At 48.8% G+C, this 20,368-nt stretch carries 24 protein-coding genes, 1 tRNA gene and 1 pseudogene; 12 read left to right on the forward strand and 14 right to left on the reverse strand.

Annotated features, from left to right (window positions below; translation table 11 throughout):
* The gene (locus ABUA47_RS03010) at nucleotides 1-465 is read right to left on the reverse strand and encodes a MaoC family dehydratase (RefSeq protein ID WP_005826461.1); all 465 of its coding nucleotides are present in this window, start codon (nucleotides 463-465) and stop codon (nucleotides 1-3) included.
* Between the two features lie 22 nt (nucleotides 466-487).
* Nucleotides 488-1,234, reverse strand: coding sequence for an SGNH/GDSL hydrolase family protein (locus tag ABUA47_RS03015; RefSeq protein ID WP_098032588.1), 747 nt, complete (start codon nucleotides 1,232-1,234; stop codon nucleotides 488-490).
* A gap of 212 nt (nucleotides 1,235-1,446) precedes the next feature.
* Here ABUA47_RS03015 and ABUA47_RS03020 point away from each other — a divergent pair, with 212 nt between their 5' ends.
* The 5 genes from ABUA47_RS03020 to ABUA47_RS03040 are packed head-to-tail and all read left to right on the forward strand — an operon-like array spanning nucleotide 1,447 to nucleotide 6,207.
* Nucleotides 1,447-3,318 carry a PAS domain-containing sensor histidine kinase gene (locus ABUA47_RS03020; protein ID WP_117680522.1) on the forward strand — a complete coding sequence of 624 codons (1,872 nt, stop codon included), beginning with the start codon at nucleotides 1,447-1,449 and terminating at the stop codon, nucleotides 3,316-3,318.
* Nucleotides 3,319-3,341: 23 nt separating this feature from the next.
* The gene (locus ABUA47_RS03025; protein WP_005826454.1) at nucleotides 3,342-3,752 is read left to right on the forward strand and encodes a secondary thiamine-phosphate synthase enzyme YjbQ; all 411 of its coding nucleotides are present in this window, start codon (nucleotides 3,342-3,344) and stop codon (nucleotides 3,750-3,752) included.
* Between the two features lie 12 nt (nucleotides 3,753-3,764).
* Entirely contained in the window at nucleotides 3,765-4,490 is a 726-nt protein-coding gene (locus ABUA47_RS03030) for an SDR family NAD(P)-dependent oxidoreductase (RefSeq protein ID WP_005826453.1), read from the forward strand.
* Between the two features lie 42 nt (nucleotides 4,491-4,532).
* On the forward strand, nucleotides 4,533-5,513 hold the full coding sequence (locus ABUA47_RS03035; RefSeq protein ID WP_005826452.1) for a lytic transglycosylase domain-containing protein: 981 nt from the start codon (nucleotides 4,533-4,535) through the stop codon (nucleotides 5,511-5,513).
* A 25-nt stretch (nucleotides 5,514-5,538) separates the two neighbouring features.
* Entirely contained in the window at nucleotides 5,539-6,207 is a 669-nt protein-coding gene (locus ABUA47_RS03040; protein ID WP_009036622.1) for an MgtC/SapB family protein, read from the forward strand.
* Between the two features lie 6 nt (nucleotides 6,208-6,213).
* Here ABUA47_RS03040 and ABUA47_RS03045 read toward each other — a convergent pair whose 3' ends face one another.
* The 3 genes from ABUA47_RS03045 to ABUA47_RS03055 all read right to left on the reverse strand — a co-directional run bounded on the left by ABUA47_RS03045 (nucleotide 6,214) and on the right by ABUA47_RS03055 (nucleotide 8,520).
* Nucleotides 6,214-6,987 (reverse strand): TIGR03915 family putative DNA repair protein, encoded by a 774-nt coding sequence (locus tag ABUA47_RS03045; RefSeq protein WP_005835845.1) that lies wholly within the window; start codon nucleotides 6,985-6,987, stop codon nucleotides 6,214-6,216.
* Nucleotides 6,984-8,249: a putative DNA modification/repair radical SAM protein gene (locus tag ABUA47_RS03050; RefSeq protein WP_117680550.1), complete on the reverse strand. Its 1,266-nt coding sequence runs from the start codon at nucleotides 8,247-8,249 to the stop codon at nucleotides 6,984-6,986. The genes ABUA47_RS03045 and ABUA47_RS03050 overlap by 4 nt, the downstream gene beginning before the upstream one ends.
* Before the next feature lie 94 nt (nucleotides 8,250-8,343).
* A complete protein-coding gene (locus ABUA47_RS03055; RefSeq protein WP_005826447.1) occupies nucleotides 8,344-8,520 on the reverse strand; it encodes a histone H1 in 177 nt (58 codons plus the stop codon).
* Between the two features lie 149 nt (nucleotides 8,521-8,669).
* Here ABUA47_RS03055 and ABUA47_RS03060 point away from each other — a divergent pair, with 149 nt between their 5' ends.
* The 6 genes from ABUA47_RS03060 (at nucleotide 8,670) to ABUA47_RS03085 (ending at nucleotide 14,673) form a co-directional block, all read left to right on the forward strand.
* Entirely contained in the window at nucleotides 8,670-9,311 is a 642-nt protein-coding gene (locus tag ABUA47_RS03060; protein WP_008663818.1) for a helix-turn-helix domain-containing protein, read from the forward strand.
* A gap of 222 nt (nucleotides 9,312-9,533) precedes the next feature.
* Nucleotides 9,534-10,922, forward strand: a complete 1,389-nt coding sequence (locus tag ABUA47_RS03065) for an alanine/glycine:cation symporter family protein (protein ID WP_005826443.1) — start codon at nucleotides 9,534-9,536, stop codon at nucleotides 10,920-10,922.
* Between the two features lie 86 nt (nucleotides 10,923-11,008).
* Nucleotides 11,009-11,635: a hypothetical protein gene (locus tag ABUA47_RS03070; RefSeq protein WP_005826441.1), complete on the forward strand. Its 627-nt coding sequence runs from the start codon at nucleotides 11,009-11,011 to the stop codon at nucleotides 11,633-11,635.
* 163 nt (nucleotides 11,636-11,798) lie between these two features.
* A complete protein-coding gene (locus ABUA47_RS03075) occupies nucleotides 11,799-13,895 on the forward strand; it encodes a KamA family protein (protein ID WP_349824500.1) in 2,097 nt (698 codons plus the stop codon).
* Between the two features lie 54 nt (nucleotides 13,896-13,949).
* The gene (locus tag ABUA47_RS03080; RefSeq protein ID WP_016273281.1) at nucleotides 13,950-14,525 is read left to right on the forward strand and encodes a uracil-DNA glycosylase family protein; all 576 of its coding nucleotides are present in this window, start codon (nucleotides 13,950-13,952) and stop codon (nucleotides 14,523-14,525) included.
* Nucleotides 14,526-14,600: 75 nt separating this feature from the next.
* Nucleotides 14,601-14,673, forward strand: a tRNA-Trp gene (locus tag ABUA47_RS03085).
* Between the two features lie 57 nt (nucleotides 14,674-14,730).
* Here the strand turns inward: ABUA47_RS03085 and ABUA47_RS03090 are convergent.
* The 4 genes from ABUA47_RS03090 to ABUA47_RS03105 form a co-directional block, all read right to left on the reverse strand.
* Nucleotides 14,731-15,276: a 7-carboxy-7-deazaguanine synthase QueE gene (locus ABUA47_RS03090; protein ID WP_008663823.1), complete on the reverse strand. Its 546-nt coding sequence runs from the start codon at nucleotides 15,274-15,276 to the stop codon at nucleotides 14,731-14,733.
* Nucleotides 15,263-15,595 carry a 6-carboxytetrahydropterin synthase QueD gene (gene queD, locus ABUA47_RS03095; RefSeq protein ID WP_005826426.1) on the reverse strand — a complete coding sequence of 111 codons (333 nt, stop codon included), beginning with the start codon at nucleotides 15,593-15,595 and terminating at the stop codon, nucleotides 15,263-15,265. Before queD ends, ABUA47_RS03090 begins: the two co-directional genes overlap by 14 nt.
* Nucleotides 15,596-15,700: 105 nt before the next feature.
* Nucleotides 15,701-16,534, reverse strand: a complete 834-nt coding sequence (locus ABUA47_RS03100) for a phosphodiester glycosidase family protein (RefSeq protein WP_347774042.1) — start codon at nucleotides 16,532-16,534, stop codon at nucleotides 15,701-15,703.
* Between the two features lie 15 nt (nucleotides 16,535-16,549).
* Nucleotides 16,550-17,422: a pyridoxamine kinase gene (locus ABUA47_RS03105; RefSeq protein ID WP_005826422.1), complete on the reverse strand. Its 873-nt coding sequence runs from the start codon at nucleotides 17,420-17,422 to the stop codon at nucleotides 16,550-16,552.
* A gap of 35 nt (nucleotides 17,423-17,457) precedes the next feature.
* Here ABUA47_RS03105 and ABUA47_RS03110 point away from each other — a divergent pair, with 35 nt between their 5' ends.
* Nucleotides 17,458-17,817 carry a YbaN family protein gene (locus ABUA47_RS03110; protein ID WP_035449500.1) on the forward strand — a complete coding sequence of 120 codons (360 nt, stop codon included), beginning with the start codon at nucleotides 17,458-17,460 and terminating at the stop codon, nucleotides 17,815-17,817.
* A 4-nt stretch (nucleotides 17,818-17,821) separates the two neighbouring features.
* Here ABUA47_RS03110 and ABUA47_RS03115 read toward each other — a convergent pair whose 3' ends face one another.
* The 5 genes and pseudogenes from ABUA47_RS03115 to ABUA47_RS03135 form a co-directional block, all read right to left on the reverse strand.
* A complete protein-coding gene (locus ABUA47_RS03115; RefSeq protein ID WP_008663826.1) occupies nucleotides 17,822-18,400 on the reverse strand; it encodes an MTA/SAH nucleosidase in 579 nt (192 codons plus the stop codon).
* Between the two features lie 65 nt (nucleotides 18,401-18,465).
* Nucleotides 18,466-18,756, reverse strand: coding sequence for a winged helix-turn-helix domain-containing protein (locus ABUA47_RS03120; RefSeq protein WP_005835827.1), 291 nt, complete (start codon nucleotides 18,754-18,756; stop codon nucleotides 18,466-18,468).
* 1 nt (nucleotide 18,757) lies between these two features.
* Complete coding sequence (locus ABUA47_RS03125; protein ID WP_035449502.1) at nucleotides 18,758-19,540, reverse strand: hypothetical protein; 783 nt, start codon at nucleotides 19,538-19,540, stop codon at nucleotides 18,758-18,760.
* Nucleotides 19,537-20,160: a hypothetical protein gene (locus ABUA47_RS03130; RefSeq protein ID WP_008663832.1), complete on the reverse strand. Its 624-nt coding sequence runs from the start codon at nucleotides 20,158-20,160 to the stop codon at nucleotides 19,537-19,539. The genes ABUA47_RS03125 and ABUA47_RS03130 overlap by 4 nt, the downstream gene beginning before the upstream one ends.
* 15 nt (nucleotides 20,161-20,175) lie before the next feature.
* Nucleotides 20,176-20,368, reverse strand: a pseudogene (locus ABUA47_RS03135) (hypothetical protein); the annotation flags it as partial.

The following is a 20,368-nucleotide window of genomic DNA, read 5'->3' on the forward strand; positions in this document are numbered from 1 at the left end:
TCAATTGAAATAATACAAAAATATAGCCACCCCTTCCAGTGCCTTCTTCTTTTCACCTTGTATTTCGATGGCAAACTTTATTTCCGCCTTTGCCACACCGCGCAGATTCGACAGAGATTGCAAATGGGCAACCAGTCGGATGCTCTGTCCGGACAATACCGCCTGACCGAACTTCATCTTGTCCATACCATAATTAATCATCATCTTCAGGTTGTTCACTTCAATAATCTGGTTCCACAGATATGGCAACATGGACAAGGTGAGATACCCATGTGCAATAGTGCTCTTAAAAGGACTTTCCACTTTGGCGCGTTCCGTATCGACGTGTATCCACTGATGGTCCAATGTCGCATCAGCAAACAGATTGATACGCTCCTGAGGGAGCTCTACATATTCCGAAACACCGATTTGCTGGCCTACCAGCTTTTCAAAATCCTCGTACGAGTTGATAATCACTTTTTCCATTACTCTCTATTTTATTGATAAATTATAAATTCACGCGCTTTATCCACATATCCGCCATTCGTTTATGCCCTGCAGGAGTAGGATGGATACCGTCCCAAATCCAATAGGTGTCCTGAGAAGCCGGAGCAGTGCCGAGAATTTCATCGAACATCGCATTATAAGGAAGAAATACCGTCTGATAGTCCTTCGCTATCCTCTCTACGATGGCGGCACAGCGACGCACCAGACTATCACGTTCTGCAAAGTCCTCACTCTTACGCATATTGCCGACATTGACAACAAAAGGAGTGCCCAGCACTATCTTCAATTCCGGATTGGCCTGCAAAGAACGGTCAAGCAAGGAACGGTAACATTTCTCCCATCCTTCAAAATCAAAAGGCTCTTTTTTGTCACCCTGCAGATAGTAATGTACATCGTTTGTCCCCACCAAGACGGAAAGCACATCCGGTTTCATTCCAATGACATCCTCTTCCCAGCGTTTCTCCAAATCCCGGAGAGTGTTTCCACTGATGCCACGGTTAAAAAAAGCATATTCCTTTTCCGGGAAATCTCCTTGATAATGACTTGCACACAAATACATATAGCCGCTACCGTAAATATGGTTCATATCCCAAAGGCTTCGTTCCGCAGTCGGTTTGGGCATCCCGCAGGCATTTCCCCAGTTACCGTCCGTGATAGAATCTCCGATAAACAAGACACGCGGGCCGCTTGCATGGAGTAAGAGTGATATGCAGAAAAAAACTATTACAAAGAGTCCAATACGCTTCATGGCATTTTCTTGTTAGAATGTAAAAATTGCAACAAATATACGTCTTATTCCGGCAAGTACAAAAACTCGGGTACCTTTTTCCCATTTCCCAAAAACACATATAACCCTTATTTTTATTTCCGTTCATCACAGATTAATTTGGAAATAATGTATCTTTGTCAATATCTTAATTGTTGTGACAGAACAAAAACATCACTATCAAAGATTCCGGTATGAATTCTAAATTTGATTATGACTTACTGTCAGCAATGATGACCAATGCCAATATGGGATGGTGGGAAGCTGATTTAAAGACCGAAAGCTACATTTGCTCCGAATATATCTCCCGGTTGCTGGGACTGGATGAGGATGGAACCATCAGCTTTAAAGATTTCAACAAACGTATCCTGAAAGAGGAACAACGGCATACTACCACACATTCCTTCGACAATATCCGGCAGACACAAGAGACTGTATATCTGCTCAACACAGTAGAGGGTCCAACGTGGATAAGAAGCAAGATATGCCTGCAGAGAACCGATGAAAACGGTAATGTCAAAGTCTACGGCATTGCCGAAACACAAGACGGTCCCGACATGTCATCGGCATCCCAAGCCTTACAAGAGCGTAACCGTCTCCTCCATAATATTTATAAATATCTTCCGGTAGGAATTGAGCTCTATAACCGAGAGGGAATATTGATAGATATGAATGACAAAGAGCAGGAAATGTTCCATCTCAAACAGAAAGAAGATCTACTTGGAATTAATATTTTCGAGAATCCGATTTTCCCGGAAGAGATGAAAAGCAAGTTAAGAAAACATGAAAATGCAGACTTCACTTTCCGGTATGACTTCTCTAAAATAGGCAATTACTACAAGACACAGAAGAAGACGGGCACCATAGACCTTGTAACCAAAGTCACAAGCCTTTACGACGATAATCACAACCTAACCAACTATCTGCTAATCAACGCAGACAAAACGGAAACGACCGTCGCTTACAACAAAATACAAGAGTTCGAGAGCCACTTTGAGCTTATAGGTGACTATGCCAAAGTGGGATATGCCAATTATGACCTTCTTAATGAGCAAGGCTATGCCCAACGCAGCTGGTACAAGAACTTGGGTGAGAAAACAGAAACACCGTTGTCCGAAATCATCGGAACCTACAATCATCTTCACCCTGACGACCGTACTATCATGCTTGACTTCCTACAGAACGTAAAGAGAGGACTGGCACACAAGCTCAGCCGGGAAGTACGTGTTCTTAAAGAAGACGGTTCTTTCATGTGGACCCACGTCAACATCATTGTAGAACGCTACATGCCTGAACAGAACATCATAGAGATTATCTGCATCAATTACGACATCACCCAATTAAAGCAGACGGAGGCAATGCTGATACAAGCCAAGGAAAAGGCCGAAGAGGCAGACCGGCTGAAATCCGCTTTCCTTGCCAATATGAGCCATGAAATCCGCACGCCGCTAAATGCGATTATCGGTTTCTCCAGCCTGCTGCACTATGTGGAAAACGAGCAGGAAAGGGAACAGTACATCTCTTTGATAAACCACAACAACCAACTGTTGCTCAAACTAATCAACGACGTTCTGGACCTTTCCAAAATAGAGGCCGGACACATAGAGCTCCATTCCGAATGGTTCAATCCGGCAGAACTCATCAAGGAAAGTATTACCGAGTACGAACGGAACGTTCCGGCAGGAGTGAAACTCTTTGCCAGGTATCCGGTAACCCCCGGCCAGATAGAGCACGACCCGATGCGCATCAAACAGATACTGAACAACTTCATATCGAATGCACTGAAAAACACCGTGCAGGGACATATCGAAGTGTACTACGAAACGGACACAGACGGAATAAGAATCAGTGTTTCCGATACTGGATGCGGTATTCCCCCCGACAAACTGGGAATGATATTCGAACGGTTTGAAAAGGTGGACTCTTTTGCCCAAGGTGCCGGATTAGGACTCTCCATCTGCAAATCCATCGTTGAGAAAATGAATGGAGTGATTACCGTAGATTCGACAATGGGAGTGGGAAGCACATTCACCGTGGAACTGCCCTGCCGGACAAGACCATCCTGACAACAAACGAAAAACAATGATTTATGACCGCACAGAAAGAATTTACCCTAACCCCTCGCCGGCGTGGCTTTCACCTGGTGACAGAGGAGATTATACGCAACCTTCCACCGCTTCCGTCTGCCGGAATCCTGCATCTGTTCATCAAGCATACAAGCGCAGGCCTCACCATCAACGAGAATGCAGACCCTGACGTACAGACAGATATGGAAGCCATCTTCAACCGCCTCGTAAAAGAACGGGAACCTTATTACCAACATACATGCGAAGGCGATGACGATATGCCCGCCCATGCCAAGGCAACCCTCAGCGGAACCAGCCTCACCATCCCCATCACCAATGGGCGTCTGAACATAGGTATCTGGCAAGGCATCTATCTCTGCGAGTTCCGCAACCGGGGCGGAGGAAGAAGAATTGTAGCAACCGTCATCGGATAATCCCCTATCATCATGCAGAAAGCCATCATCATCGGTGCCACTTCAGGCATCGGACAAGAAGTAGCCAGGATACTTGTACAACAAGGCTGGCATATAGGTATTGCCGGCAGAAGAGAGGAAGCATTGCATGCCCTGCAAGCCACCGCACCCGACCGGATAGTCACGGAACAGCTGGACGTTACGGAAGAGACAGCGACTCTACACCTCCATAACCTGATAAAAAAGCTGGGAGGCATAGACCTGTTTTTCCTCAGTTCCGGCGTGGGACATCAAAACCGGGACTTACAACCGGACATCGAACTGAACACGGCACGTACCAATGTAGAGGGATTTACCCGCATGGTGACTGCCGCCTTCAACTATTTCAAGGAAAAAGGCTCCGGACATATTGCTGTCATCAGTTCCATTGCAGGCACTAAAGGACTGGGCGTTGCACCGGCCTACTCTGCCACCAAACGCTTCCAGAATACCTATATCGAAGCGCTGGCACAACTTGCCCGGATGCAGCATCTTGATATACACTTCACCGACATCCGTCCGGGATTTGTTGCCACCGATTTATTGAAAAGCGGGAAATACCCGATGCTGATGAAAGCAGACCGTGTAGCACAGCACATAATCAAGGCTTTAAGAGAAAAGAGACGGGTAGTTGTCATTGACGGACGCTACCGGGTACTGGTATTTTTTTGGCGTATGATTCCACGATGGCTATGGGAAAGGTTGCCTATAACGAATTGATTTCGTATCTTCACGTCTCCAAACAGAAATATACCTACAGACATGAAGAAAAATTCAAAATATATCGTGCTTACCGCTGCCATTGCACTGTGCGCAGGTTCCAGCCTCCCCTTCCTCGCAGGCAGCAGTACGCTGAATCCCGAACGCGATTCCGTGAAATCCGAAGTTCCCTACTGCGTGACCTCCCCCAGCGTACCGGACAAGATCACTTTTGCCGGACAAGCTATTGACCTGCTTCGCTACGACCACCGCGAACGTATGGACCGCGAACTGATGTCCTTCACCTACATGCACTCCACCACCATGCTCATGGTGAAGCGTGCCAACCGCTACTTCCCCGTCATAGAGCCTATACTAAAAGCCAACGGCCTTCCCGATGACTTCAAGTACCTCGCTGTGATAGAAAGCAACCTGAACCCGCTTGCCAAATCGCCTGCGGGTGCCGCCGGCCTATGGCAGTTCATGCCTGCCACCGGACGCGAATTCGGACTGGAGGTGAACAGCAACATCGACGAACGATACCATATCGAGAAAGAGACCAAAGCAGCCTGCAAGTACCTGAAAGATGCTTATCAGAAATACGGGAACTGGCTGTGCGTAGCCGCCGCCTACAATGCCGGGCAAGGACGCATCTCCACACAGCTGCAGAAGCAAATGGTGGACCAGGCTGTCGACTTATGGCTGGTAGAAGAGACTTCGCGCTACATGTTCCGCCTGCTGGCAGCCAAAGCAGTCATCAGCAATCCACAGCAGTACGGCTTTCTGTTGAAACGGGAACATCTTTATCCGCCCATCCCCTACACGGAAGTGACCGTCACAACGGGCATCGGCAACCTGGCACAGTTTGCCAAAGATAAAGGCATCACCTATGCCCAACTGAAAGATGCCAATCCGTGGCTGCGGGATACCTCGCTGATGAATAAAAGCGGACGTACATACATACTAAAAATACCGACACAAGCCGGAATGCATTACAACCCCAAGAAAACAGTGCCCCACAATAAGAATTGGGTCATCAATTAATAAAAAAGAAAGAGAGGATACGATGATGATGTTAAACTTTGATTTTGTGCTCAGGTTGCTGGTAGCCGGAATATTGGGTGCCATTATCGGACTGGACCGGGAATACCGTGCCAAAGAAGCAGGCTACCGCACCCATTTCCTGGTATCATTGGGAAGCGCGCTCATCATGATTGTATCCCAATATGGTTTTCAGGAAATCATCAAGGAAAGCAGTGTGACGCTGGACCCCAGCCGTGTTGCCGCACAAGTAGTCAGCGGTATCGGATTCATCGGTGCGGGTACCATCATTTTCCAGAAACAGATAGTCAGGGGACTGACAACAGCCGCAGGAATATGGGCTACTGCAGGCATCGGATTGGCAGTAGGTGCAGGAATGTACACCATCAGCATTGCCGCCACCCTGCTGACTCTGGCAGGGCTCGAACTGTTGAGCCTTATTTTCAAAAGCATTGGCATGAAAAGTTCCGTGATAACCTTTTCCACTTCCAGCAAAGAGATACTGCCGCAAGTGTCCCGGCGATTCAACTCCAAAGACTATCTGGTGGTGTCCTACAACCTGGACCGGCAAGTGCAGGGAGAGTACACCAACTATCAAGTGACCATGGTCATCAAATCCAAGAAAAGCTATGATGAGGGATATTTGCTGCAACTGATGCAGGAATTTCCCGAAGTGACAGTGGAGAAAATCGAATAAAGGGAATCACTGCTGTTTTTCCGTCAGATATTTCCAATAGCGCACGGGCATGTCCTGCTTGTGCTTCCGGGGATTGAGGCGTTCCTTGATGCAGATTGCCTTGAAATAGGTTTTCCAGAGAGACTGGAAAAGCTGTTCGTCTCCGTCCATCAGACTTTCGTCGAGCATGCCGGTGACAAGATGTCCTTCGCGACTGTCCTCACCAAAAGTCACCTGGCGCACCTCCTTCAAGTCGTAATAGTACCCATAGGCTCGCCTGATGTCATAAATCAGCCAACGCTGGTCGGCAAAACGGTCCTTGAAATGCCCCGTCACCAAAGGAAGGGCATTCTTTTCGGGCTCGACGGCAGCAAAGAAAGTACCGTCCGCAGCCTTCTGGAAGCGGACAAACTGAAGCAGGCGTATACGCTCCCAATCCACCCGCTTCCACATACGGGAGAACTCCAGCACATCAGGGTCGGCAAAGTTCGTTTCAATGGAGCGAGGAGCATCTATCGCCTTGCGGATATAGCGGAACAGCAGCATGGGAGTTTCCGGTTCCTCTGCCAGCCAGCATTGGGCGAGGCAGGCAAGTGCCGCAGACGACAGCTTCTTCTGCAATCCGCGCCAGACGCGACCGGACTTCTCCTCATCGGTTATCACTGTAAATATTTCATCGTAGAACAATGGAAGAGGCTCTCCTTCCAACAACAGTGCATCGGGGAAAGTGCGGCGGGAGTAGGCTTCAAAAACAGAAGTCAGCAATCCCTCAAAAGTCTTATCGTATAAAAAGATATTCATTCGCCAAAATCAAGCATCAACTGCCTCTCATCCACTTTTTTCTTGTTCGGTTTGGGCAACAGCAGGCTGCGTACTCCTTGCGGAGTCAGCTCATTGACCGTGCGCATCGGCAACTCGCAGCAGGTAATGAAATACTGCGCCTTCTTCATCACCACCCCTATCTTCTTCAACTGGTAGAAACCTATCTTGGAGAAACGTCGGGAAGCCACTATCAGCCGTGCCGACTTCACGCCGATGCCCGGCACTCGGAGCAACATCTCATAATCCACCTTGTTCACATCGACCGGAAACTGCTCGGGATGGCGCAAAGCCCAGGACAGCTTGGGGTCAACCTCCAAATCAAGGTCTGGGTAGGCATCATCCACTATTTCCTCCACCTTGAACTGATAGAAGCGCATCAGCCAGTCGGCTTGGTAAAGGCGGTTTTCGCGCACCAAAGGGGGCTGTTTCAATGCCGGCAGGCGCTTATCGTAGGTATTGACGGAAATATAGCCCGAATAGTAGACACGCCGCATCGTAGGTCCCTTATAGAGGGCCGACGAAAGATACAGAATATCCTTGTCCGTCTCGGCGGTAGCGCCTACTATCATCTGTGTGCTTTGTCCTGCAGGAGCGAAACGAGGAGCGTGGCGGTGTTTCTTGCGTTCTTCCGAACTTTCAAGGACTCCCTGCTGGATGTAGCGCATAGGCGCATATACACTCTTATGGTCTTTCTCCGGGGCAAGCAGTTTCAGGTTCTCCTCCTTCGGTATCTCGACATTGACGCTGAGACGGTCGGCATAAAGCCCTGCCTCATTCACCAGTTCGCGGCTGGCACCGGGAATGCTCTTCAGATGGATATATCCGTTGAAACGATGGATAGTGCGGAGGTCCTTGGCAACGCGCACCAGGCGTTCCATCGTGTAATCGGGATTACGCACCACCCCACTGCTCAGGAAAAGCCCTTCGATATAGTTGCGGCGATAGAACTCCATGGTGAGGTCTACAAGCTCGGCCACCGACAGCGTGGCACGCGGCAGGTCGTTGCTGCGGCGGTTGATGCAGTAGGCGCAGTCGTAGATGCAATAATTGGTAAGCATCACTTTGAGCAGGGAGATACAACGGCCGTCCTCGGCAAAACTATGGCAGATGCCCCAGCCACCCACAGTGTTCCCCAGCATACCTGCCTTGCCGGAGCGCACCGTACCACTGGAGGAGCAAGAGACGTCATACTTTGCCGACTCTGCCAGTATCTTCAGTTTATTGAGAACGTTTTCATCCATAATACCTGCGTCAAAAGTAGCAATAATACTTTTCAAAAACAAAAAAGACCGCCAGTAGTGGCAGTCTTTCGCAGCATCAAATATGCTTTTTTTCTTACTTCTTAGAAGCTTCCAAAGATGCTTTGCGGAATTCCTTCATAGCTTTTTCGATTTCCAAAGAAGCCTTACGAGCGCGAGTTCCTGCTGCCTTGTTACCGTTTTCCAACTGAGCGTTTGCATCTTTTGAGAAGTCTGCATACAATGCAGCTACTTTTTCAACTAATTCTTTCATAATCCTTTTTAAATTACTTCGTTAATAATGTCTGGCAAAAATACATTCTTTCTTGAAATAAATGCAGAAAAACGATATTTTTTTTGAAATATTCGGTAAAATCGCCGCAAAAAGGGGCTCTTACGCATTTTTTATCTACTTTTGCAAGCATGAAAACGCTTACTGACACCGAATATATACACGCTCTCATAGCCGAAGGAGAGCACCAACAGCAGGATTTCAAGTTCGAAATATCCGACGCCCGCAAGATAGCCAAAACCCTTTCAGCCTTTGCCAATACAGACGGTGGAAAACTGCTCATCGGAGTGAAAGATAACGGGAAAATTGCCGGTGTCCGTTCGGACGAAGAACAATATATGATAGAAGCGGCTGCCGGACTTTATTGCAGCCCCGAAGTGAACTATACCATGCAGACCTATCAGGTGGAAGGCCGTAGTGTGCTGGTGGTACAAATCGAGGAAAGTGACCGGAAGCCGGTATATGCCAAGGACGAAACGGGAAAATATCTTGCCTATCTCCGTATCAAGGATGAAAACATCCTTGCCACTCCCGTCCATCTACGTGTCTGGCAACAAAGCGAAAGTCCGAAAGGAGAACTGATAGAATATACCGAACGGGAACAGCTGCTGCTCAATCTGCTGGAAGAGAACGACCGCCTGTCATTGAACCGTTACTGCCGCCTGGCGCATCTTTCCCGACGCGCCGCCGAACATCTGCTGGCAAAGTTTGTTCGTTATGACATAGTGGAACCGGTGTTTGAAGGACACAAATTTCACTTCAAGCTGAAATAGGCAAGGAGATTCCGTCAGGTTTGTCCAGATTTGTCCATGGTACAAATCGCAGCACACGAGTTTATACCACGTTGATTATCACCGACTTGCAAGAAATTTATCTCAGTTAACGACAGAGGTAGCCTTGAATAACTACAGAAGCAGCCTAAAGTAACGACAGAGGGTAGCACTTGTTTTGTGTGAGTTTTTTTTACTACAAATAGATAACTGTACATATACATTATGGGAATAATAAATCTGATAAACGACCTGCTCTGGACCTACATCCTCGTTGCCCTGCTGTTGGGATGCGCCGTATGGTTTACGTTGAGAACCCGCTTTGTACAGTTCCGGATGATAAAGGAAATGGTACGTCTGCTGGGCGACTCGGGCGGGAAAGGCGATGCCAAGGAAAAGCATATCTCATCGTTCCAGGCATTTGCCATCTCCATTGCCAGCCGTGTAGGTACGGGCAATCTTGCAGGGGTTGCCACCGCCATTGCAGTAGGCGGTCCGGGCGCTGTATTCTGGATGTGGGTGATTGCCCTCCTGGGTGCTTCCAGCTCGTTTGTAGAATCTACACTGGCCCAATTGTATAAGATAAAGGGCAAAGACTCCTTTATCGGCGGCCCGGCCTACTATATGCGTAAGGGACTGAAACAGCCGTGGATGGGGGCACTGTTTGCCGTACTTATCACCATTACCTTCGGATTTGCATTCAACTCGGTACAGAGCAATACACTGTGTGCCGCTTTCGAAGGCGCTTTCGGGTTCGACCATGCCGTTGTGGGAGGCATCATCACCGCACTCACGCTGACAATCATCTTTGGAGGCGTACAGCGCATAGCCAAAGTCAGCAGCATCATCGTCCCCATCATGGCGTTGGGATACATTGCACTGGCACTTATCATCGTTCTGTTGAACATCAAAGAGCTGCCGGGAGTCCTGGCACTCATTGTCGGCCACGCCTTCGGATGGGAGCAGGCTTTGGGAGGGGGTGTCGGCATGGCGCTGATGCAGGGCATCAAACGCGGGCTGTTCAGCAACGAGGCCGGTATGGGGTCCGCCCCCAATGTGGCGGCAACCGCACACGTCAGCCACCCCGTGAAGCAAGGCTTGATTCAGACGCTGGGAGTATTTACCGATACGCTGATTATATGTACCTGCACCGCTTTCATCATTCTGTTCAGCGGTGCTCCACTGGATGGTTCCACAAACGGCGTACAGCTTACCCAGCATGCGCTGACCAACGAGATAGGACCTTTGGGAGCCATCTTCGTTGCGGTAGCCTTGTTCTTCTTCGCATTCAGCAGCATTCTGGGAAATTATTATTACGGAGAAGCCAATGTGCGCTACCTTACCCACCGTAAATGGGTGCTCAACATCTACCGTATACTGGTGGGCGGCATGGTCATGTTCGGTGCTGTTGCCACCCTCGACCTGGCATGGAGCCTTGCCGACGTCACTATGGGACTCATGGCGCTCTGCAATCTTATCGCCATCAGCCTGCTCGGAAAATACGCTTTCAGGCTGCTTGAAGACTACCGCGCACAGAAAAGCGCCGGTATCAAAGACCCCGTTTTCACCAAGAACCGCCTGAAAGAGGTAGAAAAAGACATAGAGTGCTGGTGATAACCAACTTATTTCGTACTTTTGCAGCCGGAACCGCCGGATGACCTGCGGTCTTGTAATTTGTAATCAGTAATTCGTAATTTGATATGAGTTTATTTGCCAAACTATTCAACAAGAATACCGGAGAAGTATCTTCGAAGAATGTGGAAGACTTCGTGTCACTGACACGCGTCTACTTCCAGTCTGTAATAGCCGCCAACCTGGGCATCACCAATATCCGCTTTGTGCCGGATGTAGCCAACTTCAAGCGTCTGTTCAAAATCCCCACGCAGGGAGGCCGCCTGGGACAAGCGGAAAAGGCCGCTTCGCGCAAGATGCTGATGCAGGACTACGGCATCAGTGAAAACTTCTTCAAGGAAATTGATACTTCCGTCAAGAAGCACTGCCGTACGCAGAACGACGTACAAGGTTATCTCTTTATGTATCAAGGCTTCTCCAATGACTTGATGATGCTGATGGGAAACCTGATGCAGTGGAAATTCCGCATGCCTTCCATCTTCAAGGGAGCACTGCGCAGCATGACCGAAAAAACCGTACACGACGTCTGTACAAAAACCGTATGGAAAAAGGACGATGTACACAAAACGGCAGCGGCAGTACGCCAGTACAAAGAGCGTCTGGGATATTCGGAACAATGGATGACCGAGTACGTTTACAACGTAGTGATGCTGGCCAAAAAGGAACCGAAACAGAAAGCCAACGAAGAGAAATAAAAGAAAAAGAATTCTAAAGAACTTTAGAAACAAGAAGGCGGGAAAGAAATTTCCCGCTTTTTTTTGTTATTTTTAGCAAATGAAATCATTTTCCCCTCACGGAACACAAGGACGCACCCCGCGTCAACCATCATAAATATTAACTTCAAAAAAACAACCGCTTATGAAACAAAAGAAAATGCTTGCACTCACTCTCTCACAACTGGAACAACTTTATCGGCACGAACTCCCTGAACTGGTCAGCATCGCCGTTCAAAGCGACGATGCGGAAGCCTTCAAAGCCAACCTGGCGGAGTACATTGCCGGACATCCGGAAGTGGACAGCGAGGCCGGTAAGCAAATTCGACTCTTGATTGAATTTGACGGGCAGGAAGTACACGAGCTCTCCATCGGAGAACAGCTGCCCATATCAACTTTATCAATGCTGCATTCCTTCCTCACGGGACAATGGGAAGAGGAAACGGAAACGGACCTGTTCATCGACTTGTTCCAGCAGTTCAAACGCCTCCACCAACCCGCCCCCGCTCTGCCCTCCGCACAGAAAATCAAAACCCTGACCGAACGCTGGCCCAGCGGACTGGATGAAGACGTGCAGCATATCCGTGCAAAGAACAAGGAACGCATCCTGCATGCACTAGTGCAGAAGATTGAGCACCGCAAGAACCCGGCTTCCCGCTTCCATTTCGAAGAGGGACTCAGCTACGAGGAGAAGTTCAACCTCGTCAGCGAATGGTGGAATGACTTCCGTTTCCATCTTGCCATGGCCGTCAAAAGCCCTACGGAGCTAAACCGTCTTCTCGGCAACTCCCTTTCTGCCGAAACCATGTACCTGCTCTCAAAAGCCCGCAAGAAGGGAATGCCTTTCTTCGCCACCCCCTATTATCTGTCACTGCTGAACTGCACCGGCAGCGGATACGACGACGAGGCCCTGCGCAGCTATATACTCTATTCACCCCAACTGGTGGAAACCTACGGACAGATACGTGCCTGGGAACGGGAGGATATCGTAGAACCAGGTAAACCCAACGCCGCCGGCTGGCTGCTGCCCGACGGGCATAACATCCACCGCCGTTATCCGGAAGTGGCCATCCTCATCCCCGACACCATGGGACGCGCCTGCGGAGGACTCTGCGCATCTTGTCAGCGTATGTACGACTTTCAAAGCAAACGGCTCAATTTTGAGTTTGACACCCTGCGTCCCAAGGAGACATGGGAAAAGAAGCTGCGCCGGCTGATGGCCTATTTTGAGGAAGACACGCAACTGCGGGACATTCTCATCACCGGCGGTGACGCACTGATGAGCCAAAACAAGACGCTGGGCAACATATTAGACGCCGTCTACCGCATGGCAGTCCGCAAGCGGAAAGCCAATCAGGAACGGCCCGAAGGAGAAAAGTATGCAGAGCTGCAACGTGTACGCCTCGGCTCACGCCTCCCCGCCTACCTGCCCATGCGCATCAATGACGGGCTGGTGGAGATTCTAAGGGAATTCAAGGAAAAGGCGTCTACCATCGGCATCCGCCAGTTCATTATCCAGACACATTTCCAAACCCCGCTCGAAGTCACTCCGGAAGCTGCCGAAGGAATACGCAAACTGCTGGCGGCAGGCTGGCTCATTGACAACCAACTGGTATACAACGTAGCTGCATCCCGCCGGGGGCATACCACCCGCCTGCGCCAAGTGCTCAATCAGTTGGGAGTGGTTTGCTACTACACCTTCTCCGTGAAAGGTTTTGAAGAAAACAATGCCGTGTTTACCCCCAACAGCCGTTCCGTACAAGAGCAATGGGAAGAAAAGCGCTTCGGAAAGCTGACCAAGGAAGATGCCCATAATCTGTCCGTACTGCTTGGAACCGTCCATGACCCGGCAGCCTGCATCCGGCGTTTCCTGAAAACGCACCACCTGCCTTTCCTCGCCACCGACCGCAATGTGCTCAACCTGCCCGCCATCGGCAAGAGCATGACCTTCAACATGGTAGGCATCACTTCCGAAGGCAAGCGCATCCTGCGTTTCGACCATGACAGCACCCGGCGCCACAGCCCTATAATAGACCGGCTGGGACAAATATATATCGTAGAGAACAAGTCCATAGCCTCCTACCTCCGCCAACTGCAGGCCATGGGAGAAGACGCCGAAGAATATGCCACCATCTGGAACTATACGGAAGGCAAGACAGAATCCCGGTTCAGCCTCTACGAATATCCTGATTTCCTCTTCCAAATCACCGACAGAATGAGCAATCAGGACATTGCAGGATAGCATATCCAAGATATATTCCGTACTTTTGCAGGCAGAACAATGAAATTGGAAAGTATGGAAATAGAACAACACCCTTTAGAACCCTTCCTTCCCGGCAACGCCCGTCTGCTGATGCTGGGAAGCTTTCCTCCGCAGAAAAAGCGGTGGTCCATGGAGTTTTACTACCCCAACTGGAACAATGACATGTGGAGGATTACCGGGTTCCTTTTCTTCAATGACAAGGATTATTTTGTAGACAAGACGAAGAAGGCTTTCTGCAAAGAACGCCTCATCAGTTTCCTGCAGGAAAAGGGTATTGCCTTGTTCGACACAGCCTCTGCCATACGGCGCCTGCAGGACAACGCCTCGGATAAGTTTCTGGAAGTGGTGCAACCCACGGACGTCCCTGCCCTGCTACACCGGATACCGCAATGCAAGGCTATCGTCACCACCGGCGAGAAGGCAACGGACACGCTGTGCACGCAGTTTTCCATCGACAAGCCCAAAGTAGGCGACTTCACGGAGTTTCTTTTCGAAAACCATCCGATGCGCCTCTACCGGATGCCTTCTTCCTCAAGAGCCTACCCGCTGGCACTGGAAAAAAAAGCAGCAGCGTATCGCATTATGTATCAGGACTTACAGATGTTGTAAGCAACTTTCTATAGAAAATAAGTACGTCCGTTACTTGCATATTTGAAAGTTTGCATTACCTTTGCAGCCGCAAACACGGGAGTAGCTCAGTTGGTAGAGCACCGGTCTCCAAAACCGGGTGTCGGGAGTTCGAGCCTCTCCTCCCGTGCATGAACGAATAATGGCTGTAAGTATTGCTTACAGCCATTATTCGTTTTATAAATGCCTACCGGATATCTATCAGCTTATGTGTCTGCAAACTAAGTCTCCACTTAGGATGCTTCATCACGCAATCCACCGTTTCGGCCGTATTGCTGCAAGAGCAAGGCTGAAGAAAGAAATGCCCGGCGGGCAACTGCTCATAAACAGTAATATCCTGCCCTTCATACACCACCTTCACTTCATTCATACGCGTAATTTCCAGCTTTACCCCCTGCTTGGGAGAGCAGGTCACCCAATCTATATTATCCGGCAGCGGACGGGTACCGTTTGTTTCAATGCAGACATACTTTCCCGCCTGGTGCAGACAATCCACAAATTCACGGTCAATCCAAAGGGAGGGTTCTCCACCGGTCAGTATCACGGTAGCGGCAGGGTATCTACTAACTTCTGTTACGATATCTTCATCGGACATCAGTATGCCGTCCTCATGCTGCGTATCACAAAAGAGGCACTTCAGGTTGCAACCGGAAAAACGGATAAAGACAGCCGGGGTACCCGTATGGTATCCTTCTCCCTGCAAACTGTAGAATATCTCATTAATCTTCCTCATAGACGGCAATGTTTGATTCCGACTCCTGCACCTCTACCTTGAAGCAAGTGGGTATCTGGTCGCATATCCAACGGGCTATGTTCTCGGCTGTGGGATTGAAGGACAGCACTTCATTAAGATTATGGTGGTCCAGCTGTTCCTTTACCACCTGCTTGATGTGACTGAAGTCTACTACCATTCCGTCCGCATTCAGCTCTTTGGAACGGCAATAGACAGTGATAATCCAGTTGTGACCGTGCAGATTCTCACACTTACTGCGATAAGAAAGTTTCAGGCTATGGGCAGCCGACACTTCCATACGTTTGATGACTGTGTACATATTGTTAATACGCTAATTAATATAATAAGTTGCCGCATCTAATGTCACCTCGATGCGACGGCAAAATTACAAAAAACTTAAGATTTATCCATTCACTTCCCTAACTTATTCGTACACACAAAGAGAATTGGCAACCTTACGCTCTGCGCTGCCACTCGGGGTATTGGCTATTCCCTTATCCGGCAACTCCCCACTCCACAGCGTAGAAGAACCGCCACCGTCCAGATTCAACGCATCCTCCCCACCCAATACACGAATCATATGGGCAAGCTCGGGTATATTGATGCCTTCCGCTTTTCCCTTCCGACGTCCGTCAACGACAATAAGCAGGATTTTTCCTTCTCTTGTCAGCGCCACAGCACTGCGGGGATGCTTGGTATCTACAAAATTCCGGTTAGTCCCGGACAAGTCGCACACTTGCCCGTCCTTCAGCATCAAAGGACCGGAAGCCAGCACAGTGCCTTTTTTCAAAGTACATGCCTTTTCTTCCTGCTTGCTCCAGGGAATCAGTTCCAGCCTGCCCTTCTTTATAAGTACAGCTCCATTGGACACTGTTGCCAGAACCCCAGTAGAGGTAGTATCTATCACCACCCCGTCCTTACGCAGATAGCAGACGGAATTTCCGGCTTTCATATCAAAATAGGAGCCATTGATGGCCGCCACCGCACCTGCATGCCGGGCGGCTATACTGGTCTCCTCCTTGGGATTGTGGACGAGCACATCGAAGCGGTAGCGCTTCGGGGATATTTCAAAAATAGACACTTCCTGAGGAACTCCATACAAAGAACTGAATACTGTCTTTTTATAAAGCATCCCTTTCTGCAGGGGCTCAGTCTGCCAATCGGCAGAAACGATGGCAAGAGAGTCGGCAGCAGTCTGCGCCATTGCTGCAAACATGCCGCAACAGAGAAACACTGCCAGGAATATTTTCTTTTTCATATAGATGGGATTGGTTTAAATTAATTCATAGCTGCAGATTTGAATCGGCATGTCGAGATTATGCAACACCTTTTCAAGCTGTATACCTTCACGGTTGTCGTACTCGTATCCGAAAGTAGCACGGATACCTTGCAGAATGAACTGCGTGGCACGGTCCAGGGCAATGGGCAAACTGTCACCTTGCAACAGTGCCCCGGTGATGACACTGGTAAACGTATCCCCCGTTCCGGGATAATGGGCCGGCAGGTAAGGACACGTAACCTTCCAGTAGCGGTTACCGTTCCGGTTATAGGCATACACGGACGTCTTATGCTTATCATCCCGTACGGGCACACTGGTAATAATCACCACTTCGGGACCACAATCGGAAAGCTGGCGAAGGTATGACTTCAATTCCTCATCCGTATTCATCTCCTTATAAGGAATACCCAGCAGATAGAACAGCTCCGTCAGATTGGGGGTAACGACATCGGCCTTGGTGATGAGATGTTTCATTTCATCAATCATGGACTCGTGGAAGTTCGCATAAAGCCGTCCGTTATCACCCAACACCGGGTCTACCACAACCAGACCGTCCGGTCGGCGGAAGTCATCAATAAAGTCAGAAACAATATGTATCTGCCGCGGAGAACCCAGATAGCCGGTATAAAAGGCATCAAACTGTACTTCCAGCTTCTTCCACTCGGAAATAATCTTCGGCATTTCATCCGTCAAGTCCAGAAAAGAGAATTCCGGATACTGGGTATGGCTCGACAATACGGCTGTAGGCAACGGACACACCTGAAAGCCCATAGACGAAAGGATGGGAATGACCACCGTCAGAGACACCCGTCCGACTCCCGACAAGTCGTGGACGGCAACAACCTTCTTTACTTTATTCGCATACATATTATCTATATTATTATTTTTCCTACATTTGCCGCATGAAAACCGTCTGCATCATTTTGGGAACAGTTTCTTTGACACTCGGCATCATCGGCATCTTCCTGCCGTTGCTGCCCACTACGCCTTTCCTGCTGCTCACGGCAGCACTCTACTTCAGAGGCTCACCCAGACTGTACCAATGGTTGCTGAACCACAAATGCCTCGGTCCCTACATCCGCAGCTTCCGCGAGAACAAAGCCATCCCACTACGTGCCAAAATCATCTCCCTACTGCTGATGTGGGGAACAATGGTTTACTGCATCTTCTTCCTGATTCCACTAACAGAAATAAAGACAGTATTGTTCCTTGTCGCTGTGGGGGTGACTTGGCATATACTGTCATTCAAGACGTTGAAATGATGTGCTAAACTCCTCCTAACTTCTCGAAGAATTCTCCCAACCCCTTCCGGGCATCGGCAAGCTTGTTTTCCCAATGTTTCACGGAGTTCTGTCCGATAATGTCCGTCACGTACTTCACCGAAATGAAAGGAACATTCTTGGCACGACATACCAAAGCCTGGGCATAGGCTTCCATATCCACAACATCACCGGACACATCCGAGAGTTCTGTCAGGAAAGTATCCCCCGTATTGCATACACCACCTGCCGGCCAGTGCAAACAATATCCTTTTTGGGACAACAAATCCGTTGAATCAATCTCATGCTCCATACCAAGCTCCACCAGCTTCTGCATATCACGGTCCACAAAATGACGGCATACGAAAATATCTCCTACCTGATGACAGATAGTCCCTGCCGTACCTACATTGACCACCAAGTCCGGTTGCGCATGGTTTATCGCTTCAGAAAGATAAAAAGCCGATTTCACCTTTCCCACGCCGGTACGGAGATAGCCAATCTGCACCTCTTCCTCCCCTATCAGTCCGGGAAATTTCAATTCAGTAAATTCGCCTTGTACGGCATAAGTAACCAAGATTCTCATATCAATTCATTGTTATTAATCAGACACTGCCATTTTCCATCAATTCCATCAAATTCTCAGGAAAATCATAATTTTCCCACCAGATAAGATTTCAACGCCTCTATATATTCTTCAAAGGCATCCACTCCCTGCGGAGTAATCCTACAAAGTGTACAAGGCATTTTTCCTTTAAAAGTTTTTGTTATCTCCACATAACCCGCCTTGCTGAGCTTATCCAACTGCACACTGAGGTTTCCTGCCGTAGCTTTCGTTTGTTGACGGATATAGACAAAATCCGCTTCCTCGACACTGATGAGCAACGACATCACCGCAAGCCGCAGTTCACTGTGAAGCAAAGGGTTCAGTTCTTTAAACATATCAAATTTTATTCTTCCGTTTACTTTTCAACAATGCATAGAGAGATATTCCCACCAAAGGAAGGTGATACAATCCCAAATAAAACCCTGCATCGGTTGCAAAATTGCCCATGTTATAACAGCCGATGATAAACCCCACCAACGCCGTTACCCGCAGCAAAGTTAAATCAATATTTTCTTTACTCAATAGAAGCAGGACCAGAAAAACCGGAGTCATCGGACAAAATGCCATCGCCGAGCCTCCGGCAAACAGATGTATCGGGCTGAAATCGGGTTCTGCGCCACGCATCATGTCCATAGGCCACCATAGGCAAAAGAGTGCCACGGGTATCAGCCATGCTGTCCTTCGGTTCAGATTGCCGAAGGTCAGCATGCTGCTCCCCCGCCAGGCTTCCCTCATCCAAAGCAGGGCAACCAAGAGCATCATCACCACATTGACCGTCACTATGCTGAAACCATATTTATCTGTTACTGCCACATTCTGTACAATGGCATACAGCACATAGCAACCTCCCACATAAAACATAAACCAGCGCGACATCGTCACGCGCCGAAGCACAAGCAGCATCAGCATGACAAGGGAAACAATCTGAAAAGTCCACGCATAAGGATACATCCCTTGTATAAGTGCATGGCTCAAGGTATAAATTATCAGATCACCGATGTTCTCCCACCGAAATCCTTTAGTAGCAATCGGCAATAGAATAAATTGCAAAACAATTATACACACAATAAACTTTCGGGAAAGCAGGAATTTGTCTAAAGCACTGTTTCGTGTCATCATACTTCACCCCACTCTCCGTTTCGATTTTCTTTCCGCGCCTTATAATTCAGTATATGCCCGGGAATAATCAGCGAAAATACCAGTACACCGACAAACCAAAGCAGGGATGAGAGGAAAGGCACTTCTCCCCAAGTATACAACAAATTCTTCAGCCCCCATAAAAAGCCAAACAGCGGGAAGATAAAAAACGTAGTATAGCGAATGATGCAGCCCGTAATGATGCTGCCCAACGAGAAGAAGATGGCACACAAAGGCAGAATAGTTTCGTAACGTCCGGCATCCGTTGCCGCCAGCACCCCCATCATACATACCATCCCGAACACCCCCCACACCCGCTCCAGTATCTTGTCAAGATAAAACTTCACAGGTTTTTGCCGCTTACGCAATAAGAGGAACATCAACAGATACCCCACAACCGGAATCCCCCAGAATCCCCACATCCAGACAGGATTACCCGTAAACGTGACACCTGCCCATACGGCCAAAGTCACCAACACACCTACATATCCCCACACTAAAAAACTATTTCCGCTACCCGTATCCAGGTTGCGACGCGTATTGCGTATCATTCGAGCGATAAGTTCCAAACTCTCTTTCTCGTTCAATTCTTTATCTTTCATAATTATACCATATGATTACTTCTTCATTCCCTTTCGGACATCCACCAACGGCACAACCACCGTCTCCGTATTTTCTTTTACCTCCCAATCGACAATGGCACAATACTCCATCGGTACTCCGTCCTCTCTGTCGAGCTGGTAATTACCGTTTTCATCGTGATAGACGTAAATCTTGCACTTGCCCGCAGGCACATCCTTCAGCTCCAGC

The organism is Bacteroides sp. RTP31139st1_H2_RTP31139_211217, assembly GCF_040227615.1.
Taxonomy (GTDB): Bacteria; Bacteroidota; Bacteroidia; order Bacteroidales; family Bacteroidaceae; genus Bacteroides; species Bacteroides uniformis.

Excerpts from the sequence above, each read along its gene's own strand:
- ABUA47_RS03065 (WP_005826443.1), top strand. The coding sequence starts at position 9,534 with ATGGGAATAATAAATCTGATAAACGACCTGCTCTGGACCTACATCCTC.
- ABUA47_RS03035 (WP_005826452.1), top strand. The coding sequence starts at position 4,533 with ATGAAGAAAAATTCAAAATATATCGTGCTTACCGCTGCCATTGCACTG.
- ABUA47_RS03040 (WP_009036622.1), top strand. The coding sequence starts at position 5,539 with ATGATGTTAAACTTTGATTTTGTGCTCAGGTTGCTGGTAGCCGGAATA.
- queD (WP_005826426.1), bottom strand. The coding sequence starts at position 15,595 with ATGTACACAGTCATCAAACGTATGGAAGTGTCGGCTGCCCATAGCCTG.
- ABUA47_RS03075 (WP_349824500.1), top strand. The coding sequence starts at position 11,799 with ATGAAACAAAAGAAAATGCTTGCACTCACTCTCTCACAACTGGAACAA.
- ABUA47_RS03030 (WP_005826453.1), top strand. The coding sequence starts at position 3,765 with ATGCAGAAAGCCATCATCATCGGTGCCACTTCAGGCATCGGACAAGAA.
- ABUA47_RS03055 (WP_005826447.1), bottom strand. The coding sequence starts at position 8,520 with ATGAAAGAATTAGTTGAAAAAGTAGCTGCATTGTATGCAGACTTCTCA.
- ABUA47_RS03090 (WP_008663823.1), bottom strand. The coding sequence starts at position 15,276 with ATGAGGAAGATTAATGAGATATTCTACAGTTTGCAGGGAGAAGGATAC.
- ABUA47_RS03025 (WP_005826454.1), top strand. The coding sequence starts at position 3,342 with ATGACCGCACAGAAAGAATTTACCCTAACCCCTCGCCGGCGTGGCTTT.
- ABUA47_RS03045 (WP_005835845.1), bottom strand. The coding sequence starts at position 6,987 with ATGAATATCTTTTTATACGATAAGACTTTTGAGGGATTGCTGACTTCT.
- ABUA47_RS03010 (WP_005826461.1), bottom strand. The coding sequence starts at position 465 with ATGGAAAAAGTGATTATCAACTCGTACGAGGATTTTGAAAAGCTGGTA.
- ABUA47_RS03015 (WP_098032588.1), bottom strand. The coding sequence starts at position 1,234 with ATGAAGCGTATTGGACTCTTTGTAATAGTTTTTTTCTGCATATCACTC.
- ABUA47_RS03110 (WP_035449500.1), top strand. The coding sequence starts at position 17,458 with ATGAAAACCGTCTGCATCATTTTGGGAACAGTTTCTTTGACACTCGGC.
- ABUA47_RS03125 (WP_035449502.1), bottom strand. The coding sequence starts at position 19,540 with ATGATGACACGAAACAGTGCTTTAGACAAATTCCTGCTTTCCCGAAAG.
- ABUA47_RS03070 (WP_005826441.1), top strand. The coding sequence starts at position 11,009 with ATGAGTTTATTTGCCAAACTATTCAACAAGAATACCGGAGAAGTATCT.
- ABUA47_RS03130 (WP_008663832.1), bottom strand. The coding sequence starts at position 20,160 with ATGAAAGATAAAGAATTGAACGAGAAAGAGAGTTTGGAACTTATCGCT.
- ABUA47_RS03115 (WP_008663826.1), bottom strand. The coding sequence starts at position 18,400 with ATGAGAATCTTGGTTACTTATGCCGTACAAGGCGAATTTACTGAATTG.
- ABUA47_RS03060 (WP_008663818.1), top strand. The coding sequence starts at position 8,670 with ATGAAAACGCTTACTGACACCGAATATATACACGCTCTCATAGCCGAA.
- ABUA47_RS03020 (WP_117680522.1), top strand. The coding sequence starts at position 1,447 with ATGAATTCTAAATTTGATTATGACTTACTGTCAGCAATGATGACCAAT.
- ABUA47_RS03050 (WP_117680550.1), bottom strand. The coding sequence starts at position 8,249 with ATGGATGAAAACGTTCTCAATAAACTGAAGATACTGGCAGAGTCGGCA.
- ABUA47_RS03105 (WP_005826422.1), bottom strand. The coding sequence starts at position 17,422 with ATGTATGCGAATAAAGTAAAGAAGGTTGTTGCCGTCCACGACTTGTCG.
- ABUA47_RS03100 (WP_347774042.1), bottom strand. The coding sequence starts at position 16,534 with ATGAAAAAGAAAATATTCCTGGCAGTGTTTCTCTGTTGCGGCATGTTT.
- ABUA47_RS03120 (WP_005835827.1), bottom strand. The coding sequence starts at position 18,756 with ATGTTTAAAGAACTGAACCCTTTGCTTCACAGTGAACTGCGGCTTGCG.
- ABUA47_RS03080 (WP_016273281.1), top strand. The coding sequence starts at position 13,950 with ATGGAAATAGAACAACACCCTTTAGAACCCTTCCTTCCCGGCAACGCC.